The 20,658-nt window shown below is 37.2% G+C and carries 19 protein-coding genes; 6 read left to right on the top strand and 13 right to left on the bottom strand.

Features of this window, described 5'->3' with window-relative positions; all coding sequences use genetic code 11:
- Positions 1-120 precede the first annotated feature (120 nt).
- From ACJJVM_RS01730 to purL, 3 genes are all read right to left on the bottom strand, one after another.
- A complete protein-coding gene (locus ACJJVM_RS01730; protein ID WP_299149524.1) occupies positions 121-918 on the bottom strand; it encodes a type 1 glutamine amidotransferase domain-containing protein in 798 nt (265 codons plus the stop codon).
- Positions 919-997: 79 nt separating this feature from the next.
- Positions 998-1,498 carry a Crp/Fnr family transcriptional regulator gene (locus tag ACJJVM_RS01725; RefSeq protein ID WP_081965027.1) on the bottom strand — a complete coding sequence of 167 codons (501 nt, stop codon included), beginning with the start codon at positions 1,496-1,498 and terminating at the stop codon, positions 998-1,000.
- Between the two features lie 192 nt (positions 1,499-1,690).
- On the bottom strand, positions 1,691-5,350 hold the full coding sequence (gene purL, locus ACJJVM_RS01720) for a phosphoribosylformylglycinamidine synthase (RefSeq protein ID WP_405210588.1): 3,660 nt from the start codon (positions 5,348-5,350) through the stop codon (positions 1,691-1,693).
- Between the two features lie 172 nt (positions 5,351-5,522).
- On the opposite strand from purL, the gene ACJJVM_RS01715 reads away from it, so the two are divergent.
- Positions 5,523-8,819 (top strand): GEVED domain-containing protein, encoded by a 3,297-nt coding sequence (locus ACJJVM_RS01715; protein ID WP_405210587.1) that lies wholly within the window; start codon positions 5,523-5,525, stop codon positions 8,817-8,819.
- A gap of 86 nt (positions 8,820-8,905) precedes the next feature.
- Here ACJJVM_RS01715 and ACJJVM_RS01710 read toward each other — a convergent pair whose 3' ends face one another.
- Together ACJJVM_RS01710 and ACJJVM_RS01705 are read right to left on the bottom strand one after the other, a co-directional pair.
- Positions 8,906-9,940 carry an endonuclease gene (locus tag ACJJVM_RS01710; protein WP_405210586.1) on the bottom strand — a complete coding sequence of 345 codons (1,035 nt, stop codon included), beginning with the start codon at positions 9,938-9,940 and terminating at the stop codon, positions 8,906-8,908.
- Between the two features lie 9 nt (positions 9,941-9,949).
- Entirely contained in the window at positions 9,950-11,161 is a 1,212-nt protein-coding gene (locus tag ACJJVM_RS01705) for an RsmB/NOP family class I SAM-dependent RNA methyltransferase (protein WP_405210585.1), read from the bottom strand.
- A 69-nt stretch (positions 11,162-11,230) separates the two neighbouring features.
- Here ACJJVM_RS01705 and ACJJVM_RS01700 point away from each other — a divergent pair, with 69 nt between their 5' ends.
- Complete coding sequence (locus tag ACJJVM_RS01700; protein ID WP_405210584.1) at positions 11,231-12,355, top strand: WD40/YVTN/BNR-like repeat-containing protein; 1,125 nt, start codon at positions 11,231-11,233, stop codon at positions 12,353-12,355.
- 4 nt (positions 12,356-12,359) lie between these two features.
- Here the strand turns inward: ACJJVM_RS01700 and ACJJVM_RS01695 are convergent, their stop codons facing one another.
- From ACJJVM_RS01695 to ACJJVM_RS01680, 4 genes are all read right to left on the bottom strand, one after another.
- Positions 12,360-12,818 (bottom strand): hypothetical protein, encoded by a 459-nt coding sequence (locus ACJJVM_RS01695; protein WP_299149537.1) that lies wholly within the window; start codon positions 12,816-12,818, stop codon positions 12,360-12,362.
- Positions 12,819-12,820: 2 nt separating this feature from the next.
- Positions 12,821-13,357 (bottom strand): hypothetical protein, encoded by a 537-nt coding sequence (locus ACJJVM_RS01690; protein ID WP_405210583.1) that lies wholly within the window; start codon positions 13,355-13,357, stop codon positions 12,821-12,823.
- 33 nt (positions 13,358-13,390) lie between these two features.
- Positions 13,391-13,906: an RNA polymerase sigma factor gene (locus ACJJVM_RS01685; RefSeq protein ID WP_366875527.1), complete on the bottom strand. Its 516-nt coding sequence runs from the start codon at positions 13,904-13,906 to the stop codon at positions 13,391-13,393.
- 357 nt (positions 13,907-14,263) lie between these two features.
- Positions 14,264-15,130, bottom strand: coding sequence for an RNA polymerase sigma factor RpoD/SigA (locus tag ACJJVM_RS01680; protein WP_013752207.1), 867 nt, complete (start codon positions 15,128-15,130; stop codon positions 14,264-14,266).
- Between the two features lie 207 nt (positions 15,131-15,337).
- On the opposite strand from ACJJVM_RS01680, the gene ACJJVM_RS01675 reads away from it, so the two are divergent.
- Positions 15,338-15,784, top strand: a complete 447-nt coding sequence (locus tag ACJJVM_RS01675; protein ID WP_405210582.1) for a Dabb family protein — start codon at positions 15,338-15,340, stop codon at positions 15,782-15,784.
- Between the two features lie 76 nt (positions 15,785-15,860).
- On the top strand, positions 15,861-17,612 hold the full coding sequence (locus ACJJVM_RS01670; protein WP_405210581.1) for an ABC transporter ATP-binding protein: 1,752 nt from the start codon (positions 15,861-15,863) through the stop codon (positions 17,610-17,612).
- 8 nt (positions 17,613-17,620) lie between these two features.
- Here ACJJVM_RS01670 and ACJJVM_RS01665 read toward each other — a convergent pair whose 3' ends face one another.
- Positions 17,621-18,001: a DUF2237 family protein gene (locus tag ACJJVM_RS01665; RefSeq protein WP_405210580.1), complete on the bottom strand. Its 381-nt coding sequence runs from the start codon at positions 17,999-18,001 to the stop codon at positions 17,621-17,623.
- 145 nt (positions 18,002-18,146) lie between these two features.
- Here ACJJVM_RS01665 and ACJJVM_RS01660 point away from each other — a divergent pair, with 145 nt between their 5' ends.
- Positions 18,147-18,509 carry a DoxX family protein gene (locus ACJJVM_RS01660; protein WP_021779076.1) on the top strand — a complete coding sequence of 121 codons (363 nt, stop codon included), beginning with the start codon at positions 18,147-18,149 and terminating at the stop codon, positions 18,507-18,509.
- Here the strand turns inward: ACJJVM_RS01660 and ACJJVM_RS01655 are convergent.
- Both ACJJVM_RS01655 and ACJJVM_RS01650 read right to left on the bottom strand, forming a co-directional pair.
- Positions 18,502-18,852, bottom strand: coding sequence for a DoxX family protein (locus ACJJVM_RS01655; protein ID WP_052084125.1), 351 nt, complete (start codon positions 18,850-18,852; stop codon positions 18,502-18,504). The two genes, ACJJVM_RS01660 and ACJJVM_RS01655, sit on opposite strands and share 8 nt — an antisense overlap.
- An 80-nt stretch (positions 18,853-18,932) precedes the next feature.
- Positions 18,933-19,247 carry a hypothetical protein gene (locus tag ACJJVM_RS01650; RefSeq protein ID WP_405210579.1) on the bottom strand — a complete coding sequence of 105 codons (315 nt, stop codon included), beginning with the start codon at positions 19,245-19,247 and terminating at the stop codon, positions 18,933-18,935.
- A gap of 387 nt (positions 19,248-19,634) precedes the next feature.
- On the opposite strand from ACJJVM_RS01650, the gene ACJJVM_RS01645 reads away from it, so the two are divergent.
- Positions 19,635-20,081: a cold-shock protein gene (locus ACJJVM_RS01645; protein WP_021779079.1), complete on the top strand. Its 447-nt coding sequence runs from the start codon at positions 19,635-19,637 to the stop codon at positions 20,079-20,081.
- Here ACJJVM_RS01645 and ACJJVM_RS01640 read toward each other — a convergent pair.
- Positions 20,078-20,650 (bottom strand): pseudouridine synthase, encoded by a 573-nt coding sequence (locus tag ACJJVM_RS01640; protein ID WP_298350519.1) that lies wholly within the window; start codon positions 20,648-20,650, stop codon positions 20,078-20,080. The genes ACJJVM_RS01645 and ACJJVM_RS01640 overlap by 4 nt on opposite strands.
- Positions 20,651-20,658: the final 8 nt, after the last annotated feature.

Here is a 20,658-nt window from a genome sequence, read left to right as displayed (position 1 = left end):
ATACAATAAGGTTTATAAAGATATAACACCTAAGCTTATGATTTTCCTACTTTTATGGTAAGAAAAAAGCCTAAGCTTATAAAGCTTAGGCTCTGGAATATCCACTATATTGAGGGGGAATTATAGGGATAATTTATGTAATAGTTTTTCTGCTACTAGCTCAGAAGAAGCTGGGTTTTGTCCAGTAATAAGAAGTCCATCTTCTACAGCAAACTCACCCCAGTCTGCAACTTTTTCATACTTTCCTCCGTTTGCAATGAGCATATCTTCTACTAAGAATGGTACTACATCTGTAAGTTGTACAGCATCTTCTTCAGAATTTGTAAAACCTGTAACACGTTTACCACTTACTAGTGGTGTACCATCTTCATTTTTTGTGTTCTTGAAGATAGCTGGTGCGTGACATACAGCAGCTACTGGCTTCTCATTTGCATAAAAGCTCTCAATAAGGGCGATAGAATTTTTGTCTTCTGCAAGATCCCATAATGGCCCGTGACCTCCTGGATAAAAAACAGCGTCATAATCTTCTTGACTAACCGTCTCTAGCTTAATAGTAGCAGCAAGTTTATCTTGCGTTTCTTGGTCTGCAAAGTATCTTTTGGTTGCAGGTGTTTGTGCATCTTCTGTATTACTTTTTGGGTCTATAGGCGGTTGTCCACCTTTAGGCGAAGCAAGTGTGATATTTACACCTTTGTCCTTAAGTAGGTAATATGGTGCAGCAAACTCCTCTACCCAAAATCCTGTTTTTTCTCCTGTGTCTCCTAAGTCTTCGTGACTTGTTAAAACAAATAGTACCTTTTTCATAGCATTTTCTTTTTTTGATTCTACATTAGTTAAAGTAGTTACTTCGTTTTCATTTCCTTGTTTACAAGACAATGCAACTGCAAGCAATACAATCGCTGTGAGCGTTTTTTTCATTAGTATTTTTTAGTTGACACAAAAATACAGTGCTCAATTTCTCAAAAAATTGATTTATGATAATAAAAGGGATTTTTAACTATCCTTTGGCAATTTCCTTGCGTATGCGGCTTAAACTTTCGGTAGTTATCCCTAAGTAAGATGCTATATGATAGTTCTTTACCGTTTTTTCTATAGTAGGGTAGGTGGTAATAAAACTGTGGTAACGTTCCCTGGCAGATAAGGAGATATTACCCAGAATACGCTTCTGAAAACTAGCAAAAGCTCCTTCCATTTTCTTTCTAAAAAAAGATTCAAGCGATGGGATGTTCTCGTAGAGATTATCTAGTTTTTCCTTAGGTAATTTATAAATCACCGCATCTTGAAGACACTCTATAGTGACAATGGCCGGCGCCTTTGTAAAGTATGCTGTATAGTCACTTATCCACCAGTCATTTATGGCAAACATAAGTGTGTGCTCCTTACCCACAGTATCTGTAAAATAGGAGCGTAGACAGCCACTATGCACATAGTATTGATCTATTACAACCTGGTTTACATCTATAAGAATTTCTCCTTTTTTTACTTCAATGCGCTCCATCCCTTGATTTATAAGGTTTATGGCTATAGTATCAAGATCTATGTTCTTAAAAATTTGGGTTATGATATTTTGATTTTCCAGGATTATAAAGTGTGGCGGTTTGAGTAAATATACGCTTTCGCGAAAGCAAAATAAAAACTCCCACTATCTTTAAAAGAGCGTGGGAGTCTATAAATATGCGATGTTGCTTTCTTATTTATTCTTCTCTACCCAAAGTCTTGCATTTACAAAAGCCTCTAGCCAAGGACTTAACTCGTCTGTATGTTGAGCAGGGTAGTGTGCCCAGTTCCAAGGGAAAGTAGATCGCTCTATGTGCGGCATAGTTGCAAGGTGACGTCCTGTAGTATCACAAATCATTGCGGTATTAAAGTCAGATCCATTAGGATTTGCAGGGTACCCTTCATAACCGTAGGTTGCTACAATATCATAAGCATCTTTGCCCATAGGTAAGTTAAACTTACCTTCTCCGTGTGATATCCATACGCCTAGCGTAGTACCTTCTAGTGAAGATAACATTACACTATTGTTCTTTTCAATTTTTACAGAGGTAAAATTGCTCTCGTGCTTGTGACTATCATTATGAGACATCTTTGCAAGTTGCTTATGCTCTGGATTGATAAGGTCAAGTTCTAAAAACAACTGGCAACCATTACAAATACCTACTGAGAGCGTATCCTCACGAGCAAAGAAATTCTTTATGGCCTTATTTGCCTTCTCATTATATTTTATAGCACCTGCCCAACCCTTTGCAGATCCAAGCACATCACTATTTGAAAAACCACCTACAGCTCCTAAAAACTGGATGTCTTCTAGCGTCTCACGTCCTTCTATTAAGTCTGTCATATGCACATCCTTAACATCAAAACCAGCTAGGTACATTGCATTTGCCATTTCACGCTCAGAGTTACTTCCTTTCTCTCTTAGTATAGCGGCTTTAGGTCTAGGTTTACTTGTGTCAAGTACTGGTTTTTTACCTGTAAAGTGTGCAGGAAATGTATAATCTAGCGCTTGATTTTTATAGTTGTCAAAACGATCTTGAGCAAGTCCATTTGCTGTTTGCTTATTATCTAGTAAGAATGAAGTTTTAAACCAAGTATCACGTAGTGAACTCACGTTAAGACCCATCTCGACACCATTGCTTTTAATTACAAGCTCTGCGGTATCTGTTACATTTCCTATTTTAAAGAAGGCTACATTATTTGCTGTAAGAACATCTTCTACACCAGCATCTGCCTGAAAGACAACACCAGCATTTTCTGAGAAGAGTAATTTTATAAGATCTTGTTCTCCTATTTCTGTGAGATCAAGACTTGCACCAAGATTTGTATCCGCAAAGCAAAGTTCAAGAAGTGTTGTGATAAGACCACCACTAGCTACATCGTGTCCTGCTTGTATTTTATTATCTTTTATTAACTCCTGTAATGTGTTAAAAGCTGTTTTGAAGTTATCATCACTTACAACAGTAGGAGCTTCATTACCTATGCTATGACATACTTGTGCAAAACTAGAACCACCTAGTTTATGACTATCACCAGACATATTGATGTAATAAATGGCGCCACCATCCTTTTGAAGTACTGGTTCTACTACTTGATTTATATTATTACAGCTACCAGCTGCACTTATCACAACGGTACCCGGAGCAATTACATCTCCATCTGGATATTTTTGCTTCATAGAGAGACTGTCTTTACCTGTAGGTACGTTTATACCTAGGTTAATAGCCATCTCAGATATAGCTTCTACTGCTTTGTAAAGTCTAGCATCTTCTCCTTCATTTTTACAAGGCCACATCCAGTTTGCAGATAGACTTACAGACTGTAATCCATCTGTAAGTGGCGCCCAAACAATATTAGTAAGTGACTCTGCGATACTGTTTTTACTACCAGCTACTGGGTTTATAAGTCCAGATACTGGTGAATGACCTATAGAGGTTGCAATACCTTCTGTACTCTTAAAATCCATAGCCATCACACCTACATTATTTAAAGGAAGTTGTAACGGACCTACACATTGTTGCTTTGCTACTCTACCACCTACACAGCGATCTACTTTGTTAGTAAGCCAGTCTTTACAAGCTACTGCTTCTAGCTGCAAGACCTGCTCTAAATAGTCGTGTATCTTACCTAACTCATAAGTTGGCTCTTTATAATTACGTGCTACCGTAACATCTGTCATTACTGTTTTAGGCGAACTACCAAACATATCATCTAGGTGCAAATCCATAGGACTTTTTCCTGTGGTAGCACTTTTAAATGTAAACCTGTGATCTGTCGTCACGTCACCTACTTCATACATAGGAGATCTCTCACGATCTGCTATACGTTGTAATGTATCAATGTCTTCCTTTCCTATCACGAGTCCCATACGCTCTTGAGACTCGTTACCTATAATTTCTTTTGCAGATAGGGTAGGGTCACCTACAGGAAGTTTATCTAAATCTATAAGACCCCCAGTATCTTCTACAAGTTCTGACAGACAGTTTAAGTGTCCACCAGCACCGTGATCGTGAATAGATACAATAGGGTTTACATCACTCTCCACCATACCACGTACAGCATTTGCAGCACGCTTTTGCATTTCAGGATTAGAGCGTTGTACGGCATTAAGTTCAATACCAGAGTCTAGAGCTCCTGTATCTGCACTTGATACTGCAGCACCACCCATACCTATTCTATAATTCTCACCACCTAGTATTACAATTTTGTCACCATCTTGAGGTGTATCTTTTAATGCCTGTTCTTTCTTTCCGTAACCTATACCTCCGGCTTGCATAATTACTTTGTCATAACCTAGACGTTGCCCATCTTCTTGATGCTCAAAAGTGAGTACTGAACCAACTATAAGTGGTTGTCCAAATTTATTTCCAAAGTCTGAAGCTCCATTTGATGCTTTTATAAGAAGGTCTATTGGGTTTTGATAAAGCCACTTTCTTTCTTGCATACCCTGTTCCCAAGGGCGGTCTTGCTCAAGCCTTGAGTACGGCGTCATATACACAGCAGTACCTGCTAGCGGTAAAGATCCTTTACCACCTGCTAGTCTATCTCTTATCTCACCACCAGAACCTGTAGCTGCACCATTAAACGGCTCAACCGTAGTAGGGAAGTTGTGAGTCTCAGCTTTAATAGAAATCACAGATTCAAACTCTTTTTCTGTGTAGTAATCTGGTTTGTCTGCCGTATTTGGTGCAAACTGAGTAGCCTTAGGCCCTTCTATAAATGCAACATTATCTTTATAAGCAGAGACAATCGTATTCGGATTTTCGGCAGAAGTCTTTTTAATAAGCTTAAATAGTGAAGATGGCATTTCTTCGCCGTCTATCACAAACGTTCCATTAAAAATCTTGTGACGGCAGTGCTCAGAATTTACTTGGCTAAAACCAAAAACTTCAGAGTCTGTGAGCGGTCTTCCTATTTTGGCAGCTACACCTTCTAGATATGCCACTTCCTCATCACTCAGCGATAGCCCTTCTTTTTCATTATATGCGGCAATGTCTGTTATAGGGAGAATTTCTTCTGGTGTAACCTCAATATCAAAAATAGTTTGGTCTAATGAATCAAACTGTTGAGATATCATTGGGTCAAAAGTTGTTTCCGCTTTCGCGAAAGCGAACTCTTCTATTCTCACAATACCCGTAATACCCATATTTTGAGTAATCTCAACCGCATTAGTACTCCACGGAGTAATCATAGCTGCACGAGGGCCAATAAAAAAAGCGTCAATAGTAGACGCTTCAATTTGTGGGGAGTTGCCAAAAAGCCATACAAGCTTAGCAATATCTTCTTGTGTAAAGTCTTGTGTAGTTTGCACCGCATACACAGTGCTCTGAGGGTTACCAAAAAAGTGGATCATCCGAGTGGTTTTGTTGTGTGTTTTTGAAAAAGTAAAATTACTTAATATTTATTTATGTTAATGGTAGGAATTAAGGAGATTGAAATGTTTATTAAATGAGTTGTTAACCACAAATGTGAATAAATTATTATTAAAGCTGTATCTTAAAGACTCACAATAAAATGTATCCAAAATGATAAGAAAATTACTTGCAATTTCTTTACTAGTAATGAGTATGTCGGTATTTGCACAAGAAACACAACCTGTTTCTACTGTTGGCACTGGAACTTATTTAGGTAAAACTGAACCCCTACGAGATTTCCCCACTCTTTCTTCAAGTCCAAGTTATGGATTTTCTGAACTCAATATTGTAGAAAATAATTTTGGTGTGTCACCCGGCGCATCAGAAAATGCGTTACCACTTAATGGAGATCCCATAGGGCAGCGTACGATGGGAGAAAATATGAGCTATGCGCCCATAGTAAACTTTGATGGAGCAAATGCTTCTGAAGGTCAAGCTACACCACCAGATCCATCTGGGGCTGTAGGACCTAATCACTATGTACAAGGTGTAAACCTTGTGATTAAAATATATGACAAAACAGGTACTCTACTAGCCGGGCCTACATCATTAGGAGAATTTTTAGGAAATGGCGCAAATAATGGAGATCCTATTATAATGTATGATCAACTTGCAGATAGATGGTTTGTAAGCCAATTTCAAACTTCAAATAATGCATTAATTATAGGTATATCTGAAACTCCAGACCCTACTGGTGCTTATTTCTTATATGAATATCCGCTAGATTCATTTCCAGATTATCCACACTATGCAATCTGGCCAGATGCTTATTACCTTACATCAAACAAGGGTGGCGCAACCACATACGCATTAGACCGTGATGCATTACTTGCTGGTGAAGCAAATCCCGCAATACAAGGTTTTAATTTACCTGGTGTTATTGCAAACCCTAATACAGTATTTAGCCCAGAACCGGCAAATCTAACAGGATTTTCATTTCCTCAGGGTGATGTGCCAGGCTACATTGTTTATTTACAAGATGACGGATGGGGTGCGGCTTTTGACCACCTTAAAGTATGGGAGCTAGATATAGATTTTGAAAACTCAGCAAACTCAACGGTATCTGCACCTTTAGAAATACCAACTGCACCTTTTGATTCTTTTATTGCACCTTTTGGAGCTGGAGAACTTGATCAACCAGGTACTACGAATAAAATTGATATGCTAAGTGGTATTATTTCTTATGCAGCAAATTATAGAACTTTTGAAGATCACAACTCTTGGCTTATCACTTTTAATGTAGATGTAAATAGTGATAATACCACATCTGGTATACGCTGGATAGAGTTACGTAATAGCGACACAGAGCCTTGGTCAATTTTTCAAGAAGGAACCTACGCACCAGATGATGGTAATAGCCGTTTTATGGGAAGTGGTGCTATGGATGCACAAGGTAATATAGGGCTTGCCTTTAATGTAGGTGGACCAGATCTAGAAGTAGGTATTAGTTATACTGGACGTTTTGACGGTGATACTCTAGGAGAAATGACAGCAGCTGAGGAAATCATAGTAGAAGGTGGAGGAGTACAGTCTAATACAAACCGCTTTGGAGATTATTCTCACCTTACTATGGATCCAGATAACTTTACATTCTGGCATACTTCAGAATATTTTTCTGCTGACAATTTTTGGAATACACGCATCGCGTCTTTTAATCTTTCTGCTGGTTTTGAAACAGATTTAGGTGTTCTTTCTATAGTAACACCAGAAGATGGAGCACTTACCAATGCAGAAACTGTAGAAGTTACTGTACGTAACTTTGGAACAGTAGCTCAAAGTGATATCCCTGTTACCTTAACCTTAGACGGTGTCGAGATTGCAAATGAAGTTATCCCTGGGCCTATTGAACCGGGTACTTCTATAAATTACACATTTACTGCTACAGCAGATATGTCTACAGAAGGACAGACTTATATACTTGAAGCTACAACTGGCTTATCTGGAGATCAGGCTGCTGTTAATGACTCTGCGATTAAAGAAGTTATGCACCTCTTTATGGCAGATGTAGGAGTAACAGCACTAATAACGCCTGTAGATGCATCGGGATTAACAGATGTTGAAACTATAACTGTAGACATTACAAACTTTGGTTCTCAAGATCAAACAGGTTTCCCTGTACAATACACAATAAATGGAGGCACTCCTGTTGTAGAAACGTATACGGAAACTCTAGCAGCAGCTAGCACAGCCTCATTCTCCTTTGCTACCACTGCAGATCTTTCTAGCATAGGTTCTTATGATTTTGTGATTGAAACTGCCTTACCTGGTGATCAAGTAGTAGCAAATGATGTGTTTACAACTACAATAGAAAATCAAGTATGCTTGCCAACAGCCCTATTAGGTTGTAATGTAGATGGTATTAAACAATTTATCCTTAATACAATAAGTGCAGATGATGGGGCAGATGGTTGTAATACTGAGCCAGACGGCAGCCCAGCTGGATATGCAGATAGAACAGACCTTAGTACAGAATTAAGTAATCTTGCAGGGTCAAATGTATATACACTGAGAGCAAGACAAAACTGGGGAGGCGGAGCCGGTGTTGAAGCGCTTTCTGTTTGGATTGATTTTAATGACAATGGAGGTTTTGAACCAGAAGAACAGCTTATAGCTGGTGAGTTTTTTCAATCATCAAATGTATTAGAAGACTTTACACTTACTATACCTGAAGGAGCGGCTCTAGGCTCTCACAGGCTTCGTGCAAAAGCAATTGACACTTCTGCAAATGGAGATATAAATAATCCCTGTAGTGATTTTTCTTATGGAGAAGTACACGATTATACAGTTCTTATAACAGACCAAATACAAACAGCAGATATTGGAGTAGTAGCTATCACAGCACCAGAGTCTGGTGTAGAGCTAGGTAATCAAGATGTTACCATCGAGATGTCAAATTTTGGTTCATTAGAGCAAATTAATTTTGATGTACAGTATACTGTTAATGGAGGTACTCCAGTTGTAGAAACTATTGATACTGCAATAGGTCCTGGGTCGTCTATCTCATACACTTTTGCACAACAAGCAGACTTAAGTGAAATAAATACTTATGAGTTTGAAGCTAGAACACTACTAGCATCTGACTCTAATGACACTAATAATGCGGCTACCACTACTGTGGAATCTACGCTTACGGTAGATGACTTAAGTACAGACTATACGGCACTTACAGTTACTAAACTTGAGAATAATAATTTTGATGTGTTGCTTACTACAAATTTTGAAGGCCGTGTATTTATAGGGCTCTCAAACATATTAGGACAACAATTGAAGTATAAGCCTATAGCGAAAGATGCAAACGGATATCGTGTCAACCTTGACTTATCAAGTCTTTCTTCAGGGATTTATGTTATCAAGGTAAATGACTTAAGAGGTGATTTTGTAAAAACAGCTAAAATTCTAGTTGAGTAAATTCAATTTTCAGCTTAATCAAAAAGGGATGGACCTCGTGGTCTATCCCTTTTTGATTTTCAAATAACTAGATGTAGTTATGTAAACTACCTTATGACTAGTCTCTTTGAAGCATCATTAATTTGTAATATATATATACCGGATGTAAGATTTGAAACGTCTAGTGTTTTATATCTTTTACGGTTAGAGGTAGTCTCATTATATAAAACTTGTCCTAATAAGTTATATATTTTTAAAGAAGTAATATCTTGATTGCTTTCAACTTGAACCAACGTATTTGCTGGGTTAGGAAAAATACTAGCCTCTATAAACTCAGAAGAAGGAGCAGAGAGCTCTCCCCAAAAATCCTCAGCAGGTTCGCCTCCCCAAATATTTGTAGCCAGTATAGGGTTGTCTATAAAGGGGTTTCTACTTCCATATTCTGCCTCTAGAGGGTCATTGCGTTGCATCTCTACGTCAGATACTGGATCTTCTACATTCCATTCTAAAAATAGTTGCAACATCTGTGTATCACCCTGTAATGGACCTTGTCCCACAAGTGATGGTAAACATTGCTCACCATAGCGCACATACATATACATCATCGCACGTGCAACATCACCTTTCCACTCATCACCAGGATACCAGTCACCAGAACCTACGTCACCAGAGTTTCCTGTGCCATCGTTAAACTTTTTTGAGCCTCGGTTACCATTGCGCTGCACATCACTAGGTCGTAAGTTATGGGGATCTGCTACGATACCATTACTACTATTACTAGCAGAACCCATAGCAGGGTTTGCTAGGCTACGTGGGAAGGTATGCTCTCTATTATACTCACAGTTATCTCCACCAAATTCATCATTTGATCTTGTAATATCTGTGGTACAGTTGCCATCGTTATCATTAAAGCCATAAATAAGTAAAACCTCAGAGTCATCCTCAGGATTGGCATCTGTAATTTTGGTAGTATCTCTAAAATCTCCGTAAGTATAATTTTCATTATAAACAGAAAGTTTTAACCGTAGCTCTTGCAACAATTCTGTACCCGTAAGATATACAGCTGTATCATCATAATACGATTGCTGCGCTATACTTATAATGGGTAGGAGTAAAAGTAAAAGTGAGGAATATCTTTTCATAGTCTTCTTTTATTGCTTTCGCGAAAGCAAAGCCATATAAAATCCATCATATCCAGATTTTGCTGGGCTTACTGTCTCTTCTTTTTCTAATTCAAATTTCTGACCCTGCTCTGTAGCCAAAAATGCTTGCACTTGTTCTTGATTTTCTCTAGGAAGAATAGAACAGGTTGCATACACCATCTTACCACCCTCTTTTAAAATCTTGCTGTAGCTCTGGAGTAAGTCTGCTTGACGCTGTACTACCTTATCTACAAAGTCTGGTTGTAATTTCCATTTTAAATCTGGGTTACGTTTTATAGTACCAAGACCTGTACAAGGTGCATCTATAAGAACCCGATCTGCAGAGTTGTATAGCTTTTTAAAGACTTTAGTAGAGGTAATTTCTCTTGTCTCGATATTATGTGCTCCTGCACGCTTAGATCTTCTTTTGAGCTCTTTAAGCTTACCAGCATAAATATCCATTGCTATTATTTGCCCTTTGTTTTCCATAAGAGCAGCTAGGTGAAGTGTCTTACCACCAGCTCCTGCACAAGCATCTACCACACGCATACCAGGTTCTACCTCTAGCATACGAGCAACCTTTTGAGATGAAGCATCTTGTACCTCAAAAAATCCATTTTTAAATGCTTCTGAGGTAAAAACATTTTTACGCTCTACAAGTTCGAGTGCATCTGGGTGGTTATCAAGTATTTTAGTATCTATATCTTGGTCTGCAAGTGTATTGCGCACTTCTTTTACCGTAGCTTTAAGGGAATTTGCCCTTAATACAACCTGAGCTTGCGTGTTAAGTGCTGCTAGCTCTGCTCCCCATTTTTTTCCGAGGGCTTTTTCACCCATCTCATCCATCCAGTCTGGAATAGACTCTTTGTATTTTCTAATTTTTGATAATTCATCAAAACGTCCTTTAATACGGCGAGTAGGGATAGGCTCCATTTGTTTCCAATCTGGCACCTCTATACCACGTAGTGTCGCCCACACTGCAAATAGCCTAAATAAATTAGGTCTACTATATGGTGCTTTTACCTCTGCAATCTCAGAGTATAAACGTTTCCATCTTACAATGTCATAAACTGTTTCTGCAATAAAACTGCGATCTCTTGATCCCCAGCGTTTATCAAATTTGAGAACCTTGCGCAGTACTTTATCTGCTTGTTCTCCATCATTAAATATCATTCCCAATGCATCTACTGCTGCAAAGACTAGATTTCTGTGTAATTTCATACTTTATTTTGAAGGTGCAAAGGTATTGGTTCTTGAATGAATAGTACTATTTTTACTAAAATTTTGACAATGAGAATACTATCTATTTTATCACTTTTACTACTTATATCACTTTCTTGTAAACAAGAGAGTAAAAACACGCAAAAAACAGAGAATGAGGTTATTACTCCTTTTTCTAACATTGAGATAGAATTTTTACACCAAGATAGTACGAGTATAAGAGCTATAGAAGTTACAGAAGATGCTGTAATGTATGCAGGAAGTAACGGGCATTACGGCATTTATAAACTAAACATTAATAATTTAAAGACTACAGATGCCGCCGTTGCATCACAATATGAAGTAGCAAATAAAGGGCGTATTGACTTCTTAGGCAAGAACCCTTCTTTTAGAAGTATAGCAAGTACAAGCAAGGCTTTCTACATATTGTCTATTGAGAATCCTGCATTGTTATATAGATATGATAAAGAGAGTAACGCTGTTACCTTAGTTTATACAGAGCAAAATGAAAATGTGTTTTATGATGCTATGACGTTTTGGAATGATAATGAAGGTATCGCAGTAGGTGATTCACTAGATGGATGTTTATCTATTATAGTGACTAGAGATGGAGGTTTAAGTTGGGGCAAGCTAGCGTGTAGCTCTTTACCAAATCAAATAGCTTCTGAAGGTGCTTTTGCAGCAAGTAATACTAACATAAAAACCATAGGCGATAAAACTTGGATAATTACTGGTGGAGGTACTTCACGTGTCTATTACTCTGGAGATAAAGGTAGAAGCTGGAATATTTATAGTACACCTGTCGCTCAGGGTAAAAGTACACTAGGTGCTTATACTATGGATTTTTATGATGAAAATCGCGGTATTATTTATGGAGGAGATTATGAGCAAGCTCAAGATAACAATGATAATATTGCGATAACAACAGATGGAGGTAAACAATGGCAGATTATAGCCTCTGGAGCAAATGATGGTTACAAAAGCTGTGTGCAATATGTGCCTAACTCAAATGGACAAGAACTTATAGCTTCAGGGTTTACAGGTATTTCTTACTCAAAAGATGGGGGAGAAAGCTGGTCACAAATCTCAGACGCACCGTTTTTAAGTTTTAGATTTGCAAACGACAGTACTGCATATGCTGGCGGTCGTAATGCCCTTGCAAAACTTACCTTTAAAAGAACTCGTAGTAACTAGCGAGTTATCTTTTGTCACGTTTGTGATTTTTATCACCACGTAACTTACGTATCAAGTCACGTCTAAAATCATTTTCGGCCTTCAGGAGGACTAATATCTTCTTTGAGGTGATTTTATCTTTTAAGCCGCTCAATAATTTTGTGCGTGCTTCAAGTTTTTGTTTTTCTAGTGCTTGTATGTTCTTTAATGTGGTTGTTGCAGTAGCCTCATCCATCGAGTCAAACTCAGACTTGAGCTCTCTCATAACCTTACGCTCGTTATCATAGATATCACCCATACGACCGTCATATATATTATATACCGGCCAGAAAGTTTGAGCCTCATCTGGGGTAAGTTCTAGTCGTTCTGTAATAAAGGCTACTTTAAGCGCTTTTATTTTCTCACGTTTACTTCCTTTATCTTCTTGTGCTATAGCTGTTGTAGCTATGATAAATGTGAGTACTAATGTTATATATGCTTTCATAATTAATCTATGTATAAATCAAAACCATCTACGCGCTCATCTAGATAATCTATAATAGTAGACTCATCTAGTGCGAGATCATTTTGAAGATCGTTTATATCATCTTCTGTAAGCCACTCTGCAAATTCTATGCCTTCTAGGTCTGCAGCGTCATCATCAAAATAAGCTGCAATAGAATTGAGATCTTCACTTGAAGAACTTTGTACTTGGGTCCAAAAAATACTTACCATTATAAGTAGTGCTGCCGCAATACCCGCAATAGGGTAGAGGTACTTCCTCAAACTAATAACCTTAGTCTGGCTAGCTTCAGCATTTAGATTTATAGTTGCGTCTTCATTACGCTTTCGCGAAAGCGTATCTAAAATATGTTCCTTACTCGTATCAAAATAATCTTCTGGTACTTCAAAAGCTGGAACAACAGTATTATGCAACTTTTCATCTAGTGCTATCTGACTTAATAACCGCTCTTTACTATCTTTAAAATAGTTTTCTGGAGTGGTGTAGCCTCTATCCTTTGGTATGTTGTTTATTGTTTTCACGTTACTTATGAGACGTTTAAAATGTCTAAAGGTTTAATCTTGAGTTAAAATGCTTGTTAATTTTTTTGTTGCGATGTGATAAGAACTCTTTAATGCGCCCACAGATGTGCCTAAAATCTCGCTTATATCGTCATACTTCATATCTTGATAGTACTTCATCTGGAAGACAAGCCTTTGCTTTTCTGGTAATTGTGAGAGTGCCTTTTCTAGCGCGATTTGTATATCACTACCTGTGAAGTAAACATCACTTTCTAGATTGTCTATTATTCTATCTTGTAACTCCTCACTTGATATCTGGGCTTGTTTTGCTCTTTTTTTTAGAAAGGTAAGCGACTCGTTTGTGGCGATTCTATAAAGCCAGGTGTACAGTTTACTATCACCCTTAAAGTTTTTTATACTCTTGTAAACTTTTATAAACACATTTTGAAGTACATCATCTGCATCTTCGTGATTTTTTACAATCCCTCGTATATGCCAATAGAGAGGCTTTTGATACGTGTCAAGTAATAACGAGAAGGACCTAGTGTCGTCCTTCTGGAGAGATGCTATGAGTTCTTGTTCTTCTATTTTAGTATACTTTTCTTAATTATTGGACTCTATAACTTGTAGAAGGTTTAATTATCTTCAATAATAACTTTATGGTAGTCTTTATTTAACATTAAAATTTCACTTTTATCGATAAAGTGCATTTTATAGCGATAAAATACACAAAATGCTTGTGAGCTTTAAAAACATCTTTTATATTTACACCATCATAAAGAAGTTGATTAATTTAAGAATACCCCAATTCATATATTGATTTAATGATTGATAAGTGCCTTACCCCAAATTGGGCATTTTTTATCTAACCTACTAAACTAAAAAAGCCCGTATAAACGGGCTTTTTTTATGAATTAGAACTACGTATTATCCTAAGTATTTCATTAAGATTTTACTCTTAGAGGTATGGCGCAATCTTTTAATTGCTTTCTCTCTAATCTGACGTACACGCTCACGACTTAGGTCAAAAATATCACCTATTTCTTGAAGTGTCATCGCTGGTTGATTACCTAAACCGTAGTTAAGACGTACAACCTCTGCTTCTTTTTCTGTAAGTGTATCTAGCGCTCTATTGATCTCAATACTTAGTGACTCTTGCATAAGCTCTCTATCTGGACGAGGTGACTCGCTAGAACTTAATACGTCATAAAGGTTATTATCATTTTCTCCTTCTGCAAATGGCGCATCCATACTAAGGCTACGACTCACGTTTTTAAGAGATATTTTTACTTTCTCCTCAGAGATATCAAGATACTTTGCAATCTCACCAGAGGTAGGCTTACGCTCGTGTACCTGCTGTAAGTATACCATTGCTTTGTTAATCTTGCTTATTTCTCCAATTTTATTGAGAGGTAAACGTACCGTACGTGCGTGCTCTGCTATTGCTTGTAAGATAGACTGTCTAATCCACCATACAGCATAAGATATAAATTTGAAACCTCTAGTTTCGTCAAAACGTTTGGCAGCCTTTACAAGCCCTACGTTTCCTTCATTAATAAGGTCAGAAAGTGATAGACCTTGGTTTTGATATTGCTTTGCTACAGATATAACAAAACGAAGGTTTGCGCGTGTAAGTGCATCTAGTGCTCGCTCATCTCCTTTTTGAATACGCTGTGCTAACTCAACCTCCTCTTCGGCAGTAATCAAATCTATCTTGCTCACATCCTGAAGATAATTATTCAGGGATTTCGTCTCTCTGTTAGTAACCTGCTTGGTGATTTTGAGTTGTCTCATATGGTATAATTGAATTAAAGTATATGGTTTAGTATAATCTAAATAAGAGTTAAAAACAACTATTTAACTAAACCTGTTAATTAATAGCCTCTGAAAGTAAGAAATATATAAGTACTTGTACTTTTTTACATTATACTCTCTGGCCTCTAATTAATTTATACGTAGAAATTTCTATTTTGTTACATTTATTAATAAAAATTATTTAAAATGAAAAGATTATTAGCCGTTATATTCTTATTACTAATGTGTTACGTCTCTTGTAATAATACTAGTAATGTCGAAAAAAGTAACTCTAAGGATACAATTACCTCAAAAGATAGTGATATATACACCACTTTTGACCCCACTTATGCACACGTTGTGTATTTCTGGTTCAAAGAGGGTACCACTCAAAACGATCGAGCACTATTTGAGAAGTCATTACGCACGTTTTTAAACAAGTCAAAATATGTAAAGACTAACTTTATAGGGACACCACCTAGAGCAACGCGTGATGTGGTAGATGATAGTTTTACTTACAATCTTATATTAAGTTTTGATTCGGCCCAGGCGCAGGAGGCATATCAAGATGAGCCTGCTCACAAAGTATTTATAGACGAGTGTGCTCATTTATGGGAGAAAGTTATTGTGTATGATGCTACCCAGATACTATAGTTAAAAAATACTTTAGAGATGCTATGTAATTATGAGTACGCTTTCGCGAAAGCGCATTTATAACTAGCTTTACCTTATGACAAAGAAAACAGATAAGAAGAGTAAAGTTACTATAGCATCAGCATTTAAATCAATTATCTGGCCGCGCCGCAAGCTAGTCTTTATAGGTCTTATTTTAATTGTTATAGGTAGACTCGCTAGTCTTGTTTTACCTTGGAAATCTAAGGCACTTCTTGATGATATCATTCCTAATAAGGATATGAGTGCTCTTTATGATCTACTCTGGCTCGTAGGTTTTGCATTACTCATACAAGCAATCACTTCCTTTTTACTCACCAGGATACTAAGCGTACAAGCACAGTACCTCATATCAGAACTACGTGCTCAAGTTCAAAAAAAGGTACTGTCATTGCCTATTAGTTTTTTTGACAATACCAAGTCTGGAGCTCTTGTATCTCGTATAATGAGTGATGTAGAAGGAGTGAGAAACCTTATAGGTACAGGGCTCGTTCAACTAGTAGGAGGAACGATTACTGCCATAGTCTCACTAGTATTATTAATAAGAATTAATGCGTTAATGACGTTATTTGTCTTTTTACCAGTAGCCATTTTTGGCTATGTAGCGTTGCGAGCATTTAAGTATATACGTCCCATTTTTAGAAATAGAGGTAAAATAAATGCCGAAGTAAAAGGAAGACTTACCGAAACGCTTGCAGGGGTGCGCGTCATAAAAGGTTTTGGAGCAGAGGCACAAGAAAATAAAACTTTTGAAGAAGGTGTAGACAAGCTATTTCAAAATGTAAAGAAAAGTCTTACTGCAACAGCAGTAATGACCAGTAGCTCTACATTTTTACTAGGTCTTGCCTCTGTAGGTATAATGGGTATAGGTGGTTACTTTATGATACAAGGGGAGATGACTACTGGTGAGTTTTTATTTTTTACACTCTTACTAGGTTTTATGATTGCTCCCATTGTACAAATGAGTAATATAGGCAGCCAGCTCACAGAGGCGCTTGCGGGCCTAGATCGTACAGAGGAGTTAATGAATATGACTCCAGAAGATGAGCTAGGTAATCGAGATGTTATACTTGACAAGCTACACGGTGATATTAAGTTTGATAATGTTTCCTTCTCTTACGAGAAAGGTAAACAAGTGATACATAACATCTCTTTTGAAGCAAAAGCTGGCACTACTGTAGCCCTAGTAGGAAGTTCGGGTTCTGGAAAATCTACCATTGCTGGACTATCTGCTACTTTTTTAAATCCCCAGGCAGGAGTGGTTTCTATAGATGGAGTGGATTTATCAAAAGTAAAACTGGCAAGTTTTAGAAAGTATCTTGGGGTTGTACTACAAGATGAGTTTCTTTTTGAGGGAACTATACGCGACAATATTTTGTTCCCAAGACCAGAGGCAAGTGAGGAGCAATTACAGCAGGCTGTAAAAGCAGGTTATGTAAATGAGTTTACAGATCGTTTTGAGGAAGGTCTAGATACATTAATAGGAGAACGTGGCGTAAAACTTTCTGGAGGACAGCGCCAGCGCATTGCCATTGCAAGAGCCATTCTTGCAGATCCTAAGATAATCATTCTAGATGAAGCCACTTCTAACCTTGACACAGAGAGTGAGGCGCTTATTCAAAAATCGCTTTCTGAGCTTGTAAAAGATAGAACTACTATTGTTATTGCCCACAGACTAAGCACCATTAAAAAAGCAGATCAAATTCTAGTGATAGAAGATGGGCGCATAGCAGAGCAAGGTACGCACGAGTCTCTCATAGCAAAGGAGGGAAGGTATTATGACTTATATACTTATCAAGCTAAAATCTAGGATAAAACCTAAAGAGCATAGGCCTCCAGTACCTCAATAGTTGTATACTCTAGTGCTTTTTGATGTGTAGCTGCTAGATTGAGTAGGGGAGCAACCCCAGCTTTTTCTGCTTCTAGCCAGCGCATTATGCAAAGGCACCATCCATCGTTAGGTTTAAGACCGGGAAAATTATATTGAGGTATAGGAGTAGAAAGATCATTTCCTCTAGTCTTGGTGTAGTTTAAAAATGCCTCGGTCATAACAGCACAAACTACGTGTGTGCCTCTATCTATACTTGCCGTGCGGCAGTAACCATCTCTAAAATAACCAGTCATAGGTTCTGTACAACAGCCTATAAGTGTTTCTCCGTAAACATTATATTCTATAGTAGATGATGGTGTATGACTCATTTCTAAAAATTTGTTAATGATTATAGCGTGTTCTTAATAAAGATATAAAGTTACGGTTATACCTTCTTATAATTATCACAATATGTAAATCCTTGTTTAATAAAAACGCTAAATTTATAAACAACTAATCATAAGAAAATTAAAAATGGATTATTTATCAATTATCTTAAAGTGTATTGTAGGACTAAGCATCTTAAACGTATGGTTACTGCGCACGGGTACATCTTCACAATGGAGAGGCGGTAATGCGAGCACGCTCAAAGAAGAGTTTGCACACTATGGACTATCAGAAAGTACAATGAAGATTGTAGGAACTATAAAATGTTTACTTGCTGTAGGTTTACTAGTTTCAATTTTTTATAGTCCGTTAGAATTTTATAGCGCCTTAGGTATTGCGATAATGATGGCTGGAGCTATTAGTATGCACCTTAAGGTAGGTGATGCTCTTAAAAAGTCTTTCCCAGCATTTTTATTTCTGGCAATTTCCGTTCTAATTATTCTTATCTAAGAACTATTAGATAATAGGCTAAGTAAGCATTGAGAACAAAAAATGTAAACGCAGGTAGTGAGGCAATAAAGCTATCTTTTATGCGAAGTCTTACAAACCATCCCAATAGCATAAGAAGTGAAATACCTATTAAGGCACTTATTTGTAATGGTCTATAAAAGAAACCTATAATAATACCCAAACCACCTAGTATTTGTGCAACACCAGTAATTTTACGTTGTGTTGCAGAGAGACCAAAACGTTTAAACTCGGTAGTCATAAAGTTTGAAGATAAACAACTTATGCCGTAGTATAAGAATGAAAACCCTATCAAACCTATAAGAATTATATGTGCTGTTTTCATAGTTAATAATTGTTTTACAAATGTACTACCCACATAAAATAAAAGCGACCCGTAGGTCGCTTTTAATATGATTATTATATCTATTTAATATACTGACTACTTTGCTCTTCTAAGTTTTCATTAGACTCACCACCTTGACTATAGAGCATATTTTCTTCATCTTTAATTCGGTTTGTAGTTTTTTTACTGGCCTGCGTTCTTCCTGGTACATCTAGGTCTTTACCAGCAAAGTCTACTTTTTCTGATCTATTAGTAAGAGCTACATCATCCCCACCATCTTGGCGTATGTTATTTTCAAAATCTTGACCTAAAACCTTAAGATCTTCTGGTGTAACATCAGAGTTGTAAGTAGTATCTGTTTTTTCGGCTGTAAGCTTATTGCTTGTATCTTTCATTGGTTTCATAATGTTCTTTTTTATTAAAGTTACGACTATGTACCACCTTTCAAGACTATTTTAACCCGCCACTAAGAAAAAGATAACAGACTTGTTAAAATAGTGGGCTGTCTTAACTTTTGACTTTACTGCCCCAAAAGACTTCTATATGTTATGTAAATAAGCTCTTAATACAACGTAGTAGTGTGTTGTAAGAATAATTACGCTTTCGCGAAAGCGTAAAAACCACTTTTAATTCCTATCTTTACAATAATCACAATATATGGCAAAGCATACTACAAGCAGAGTCACAGTTATTTATGTAAGTTCTTATAATAAATAGCGACTAATATGTGAACGTTAAGAGATATTCTCGCAACGTAATAATTAAACACGATAAAAGAGTTAATGGCTAGACCACAAGAAACCTTTGGTAAAAAAGAAAGAGAAAAGAAGAGGCTTAAAAAAGCAGAAGACAAACGCAAGAAAAAACTTGCCCGTAAAGAGAGCGGAGAGAAATTAAATGAGTTTGTATACGTAAACCACCTAGGTCAACTAGTGGATACGCCACCAGACCCGTCACTTAAAGAAGAAGTAGATGTAGAAGACATCGTTTTAGGAATTCCTAAAAAGGTAGAAGGTGATGAACCAGATCCTATAAAAACTGGTTTTGTAGAGTTTTTTGACTCTTCAAAAGGTTTTGGATTTATTAAAGATGCAGATACTCCAGAAAAGTACTTCGTTCACATATCTGAAGTTATAGAAGGAGAACTTAAAGAAGGAAACAAAGTTTCTTACGAAATAGAAAGAGGACAAAAAGGAATGAACGCTGTACGCGTTAATAAGATTACTTAAAGTAATTCTTTTACCTCAATAACTTGGCTAGGCTCCAGACCCTTTAGGGTTTGTGAGCCTATTCTTATTCTTACAAGTCGTAGTGTAGCAAAACCTACCGCGCTAGTCATCTTACGTACTTGTCTAAATTTACCCTCAGTAATGGTAATTGAGATCCACGGTGCTGGACCGTGTCGTAAGTCTCTTATCTTTTTTGCTCGTTCTGGAAAACCAGGGTCACCATCTATACGTCTTGCTTTACAAGGCTTTGTTATATATTTTTTACCCTCTACACTTATTTCCACTCCTTGAGTTAATGCGAGAATTGCCTCATCTGTAATAGCGCCATCTACTTGAGCATAATACTCTTTTTCTACCCCAGAAGTGTTTATAGTGTGAGACAGCTTACCGTCTGTAGTCATAAATAGTAAACCTTCTGAGTGCTCATCAAGTCGCCCCACAGCCATTGTGCCTTCTGGAAAATCATAAAACTCTTTTAAAAACTTTTTTTTACGAGCTTGCCTTGCATCATTAGTAATGAGCTGACTTAAATAACCATACGGTTTGAACAATTTAAAGTGTCTATGCATAGATTGTG

The sequence above is a fragment of the Dokdonia sp. Asnod2-E02 genome (assembly GCF_045063915.1).
GTDB lineage: Bacteria > Bacteroidota > Bacteroidia > Flavobacteriales > Flavobacteriaceae > Dokdonia.
The sequence above is the reverse complement of the archived record's forward strand: the minus strand, read 5'-3'. Positions and strand labels throughout refer to the sequence as shown.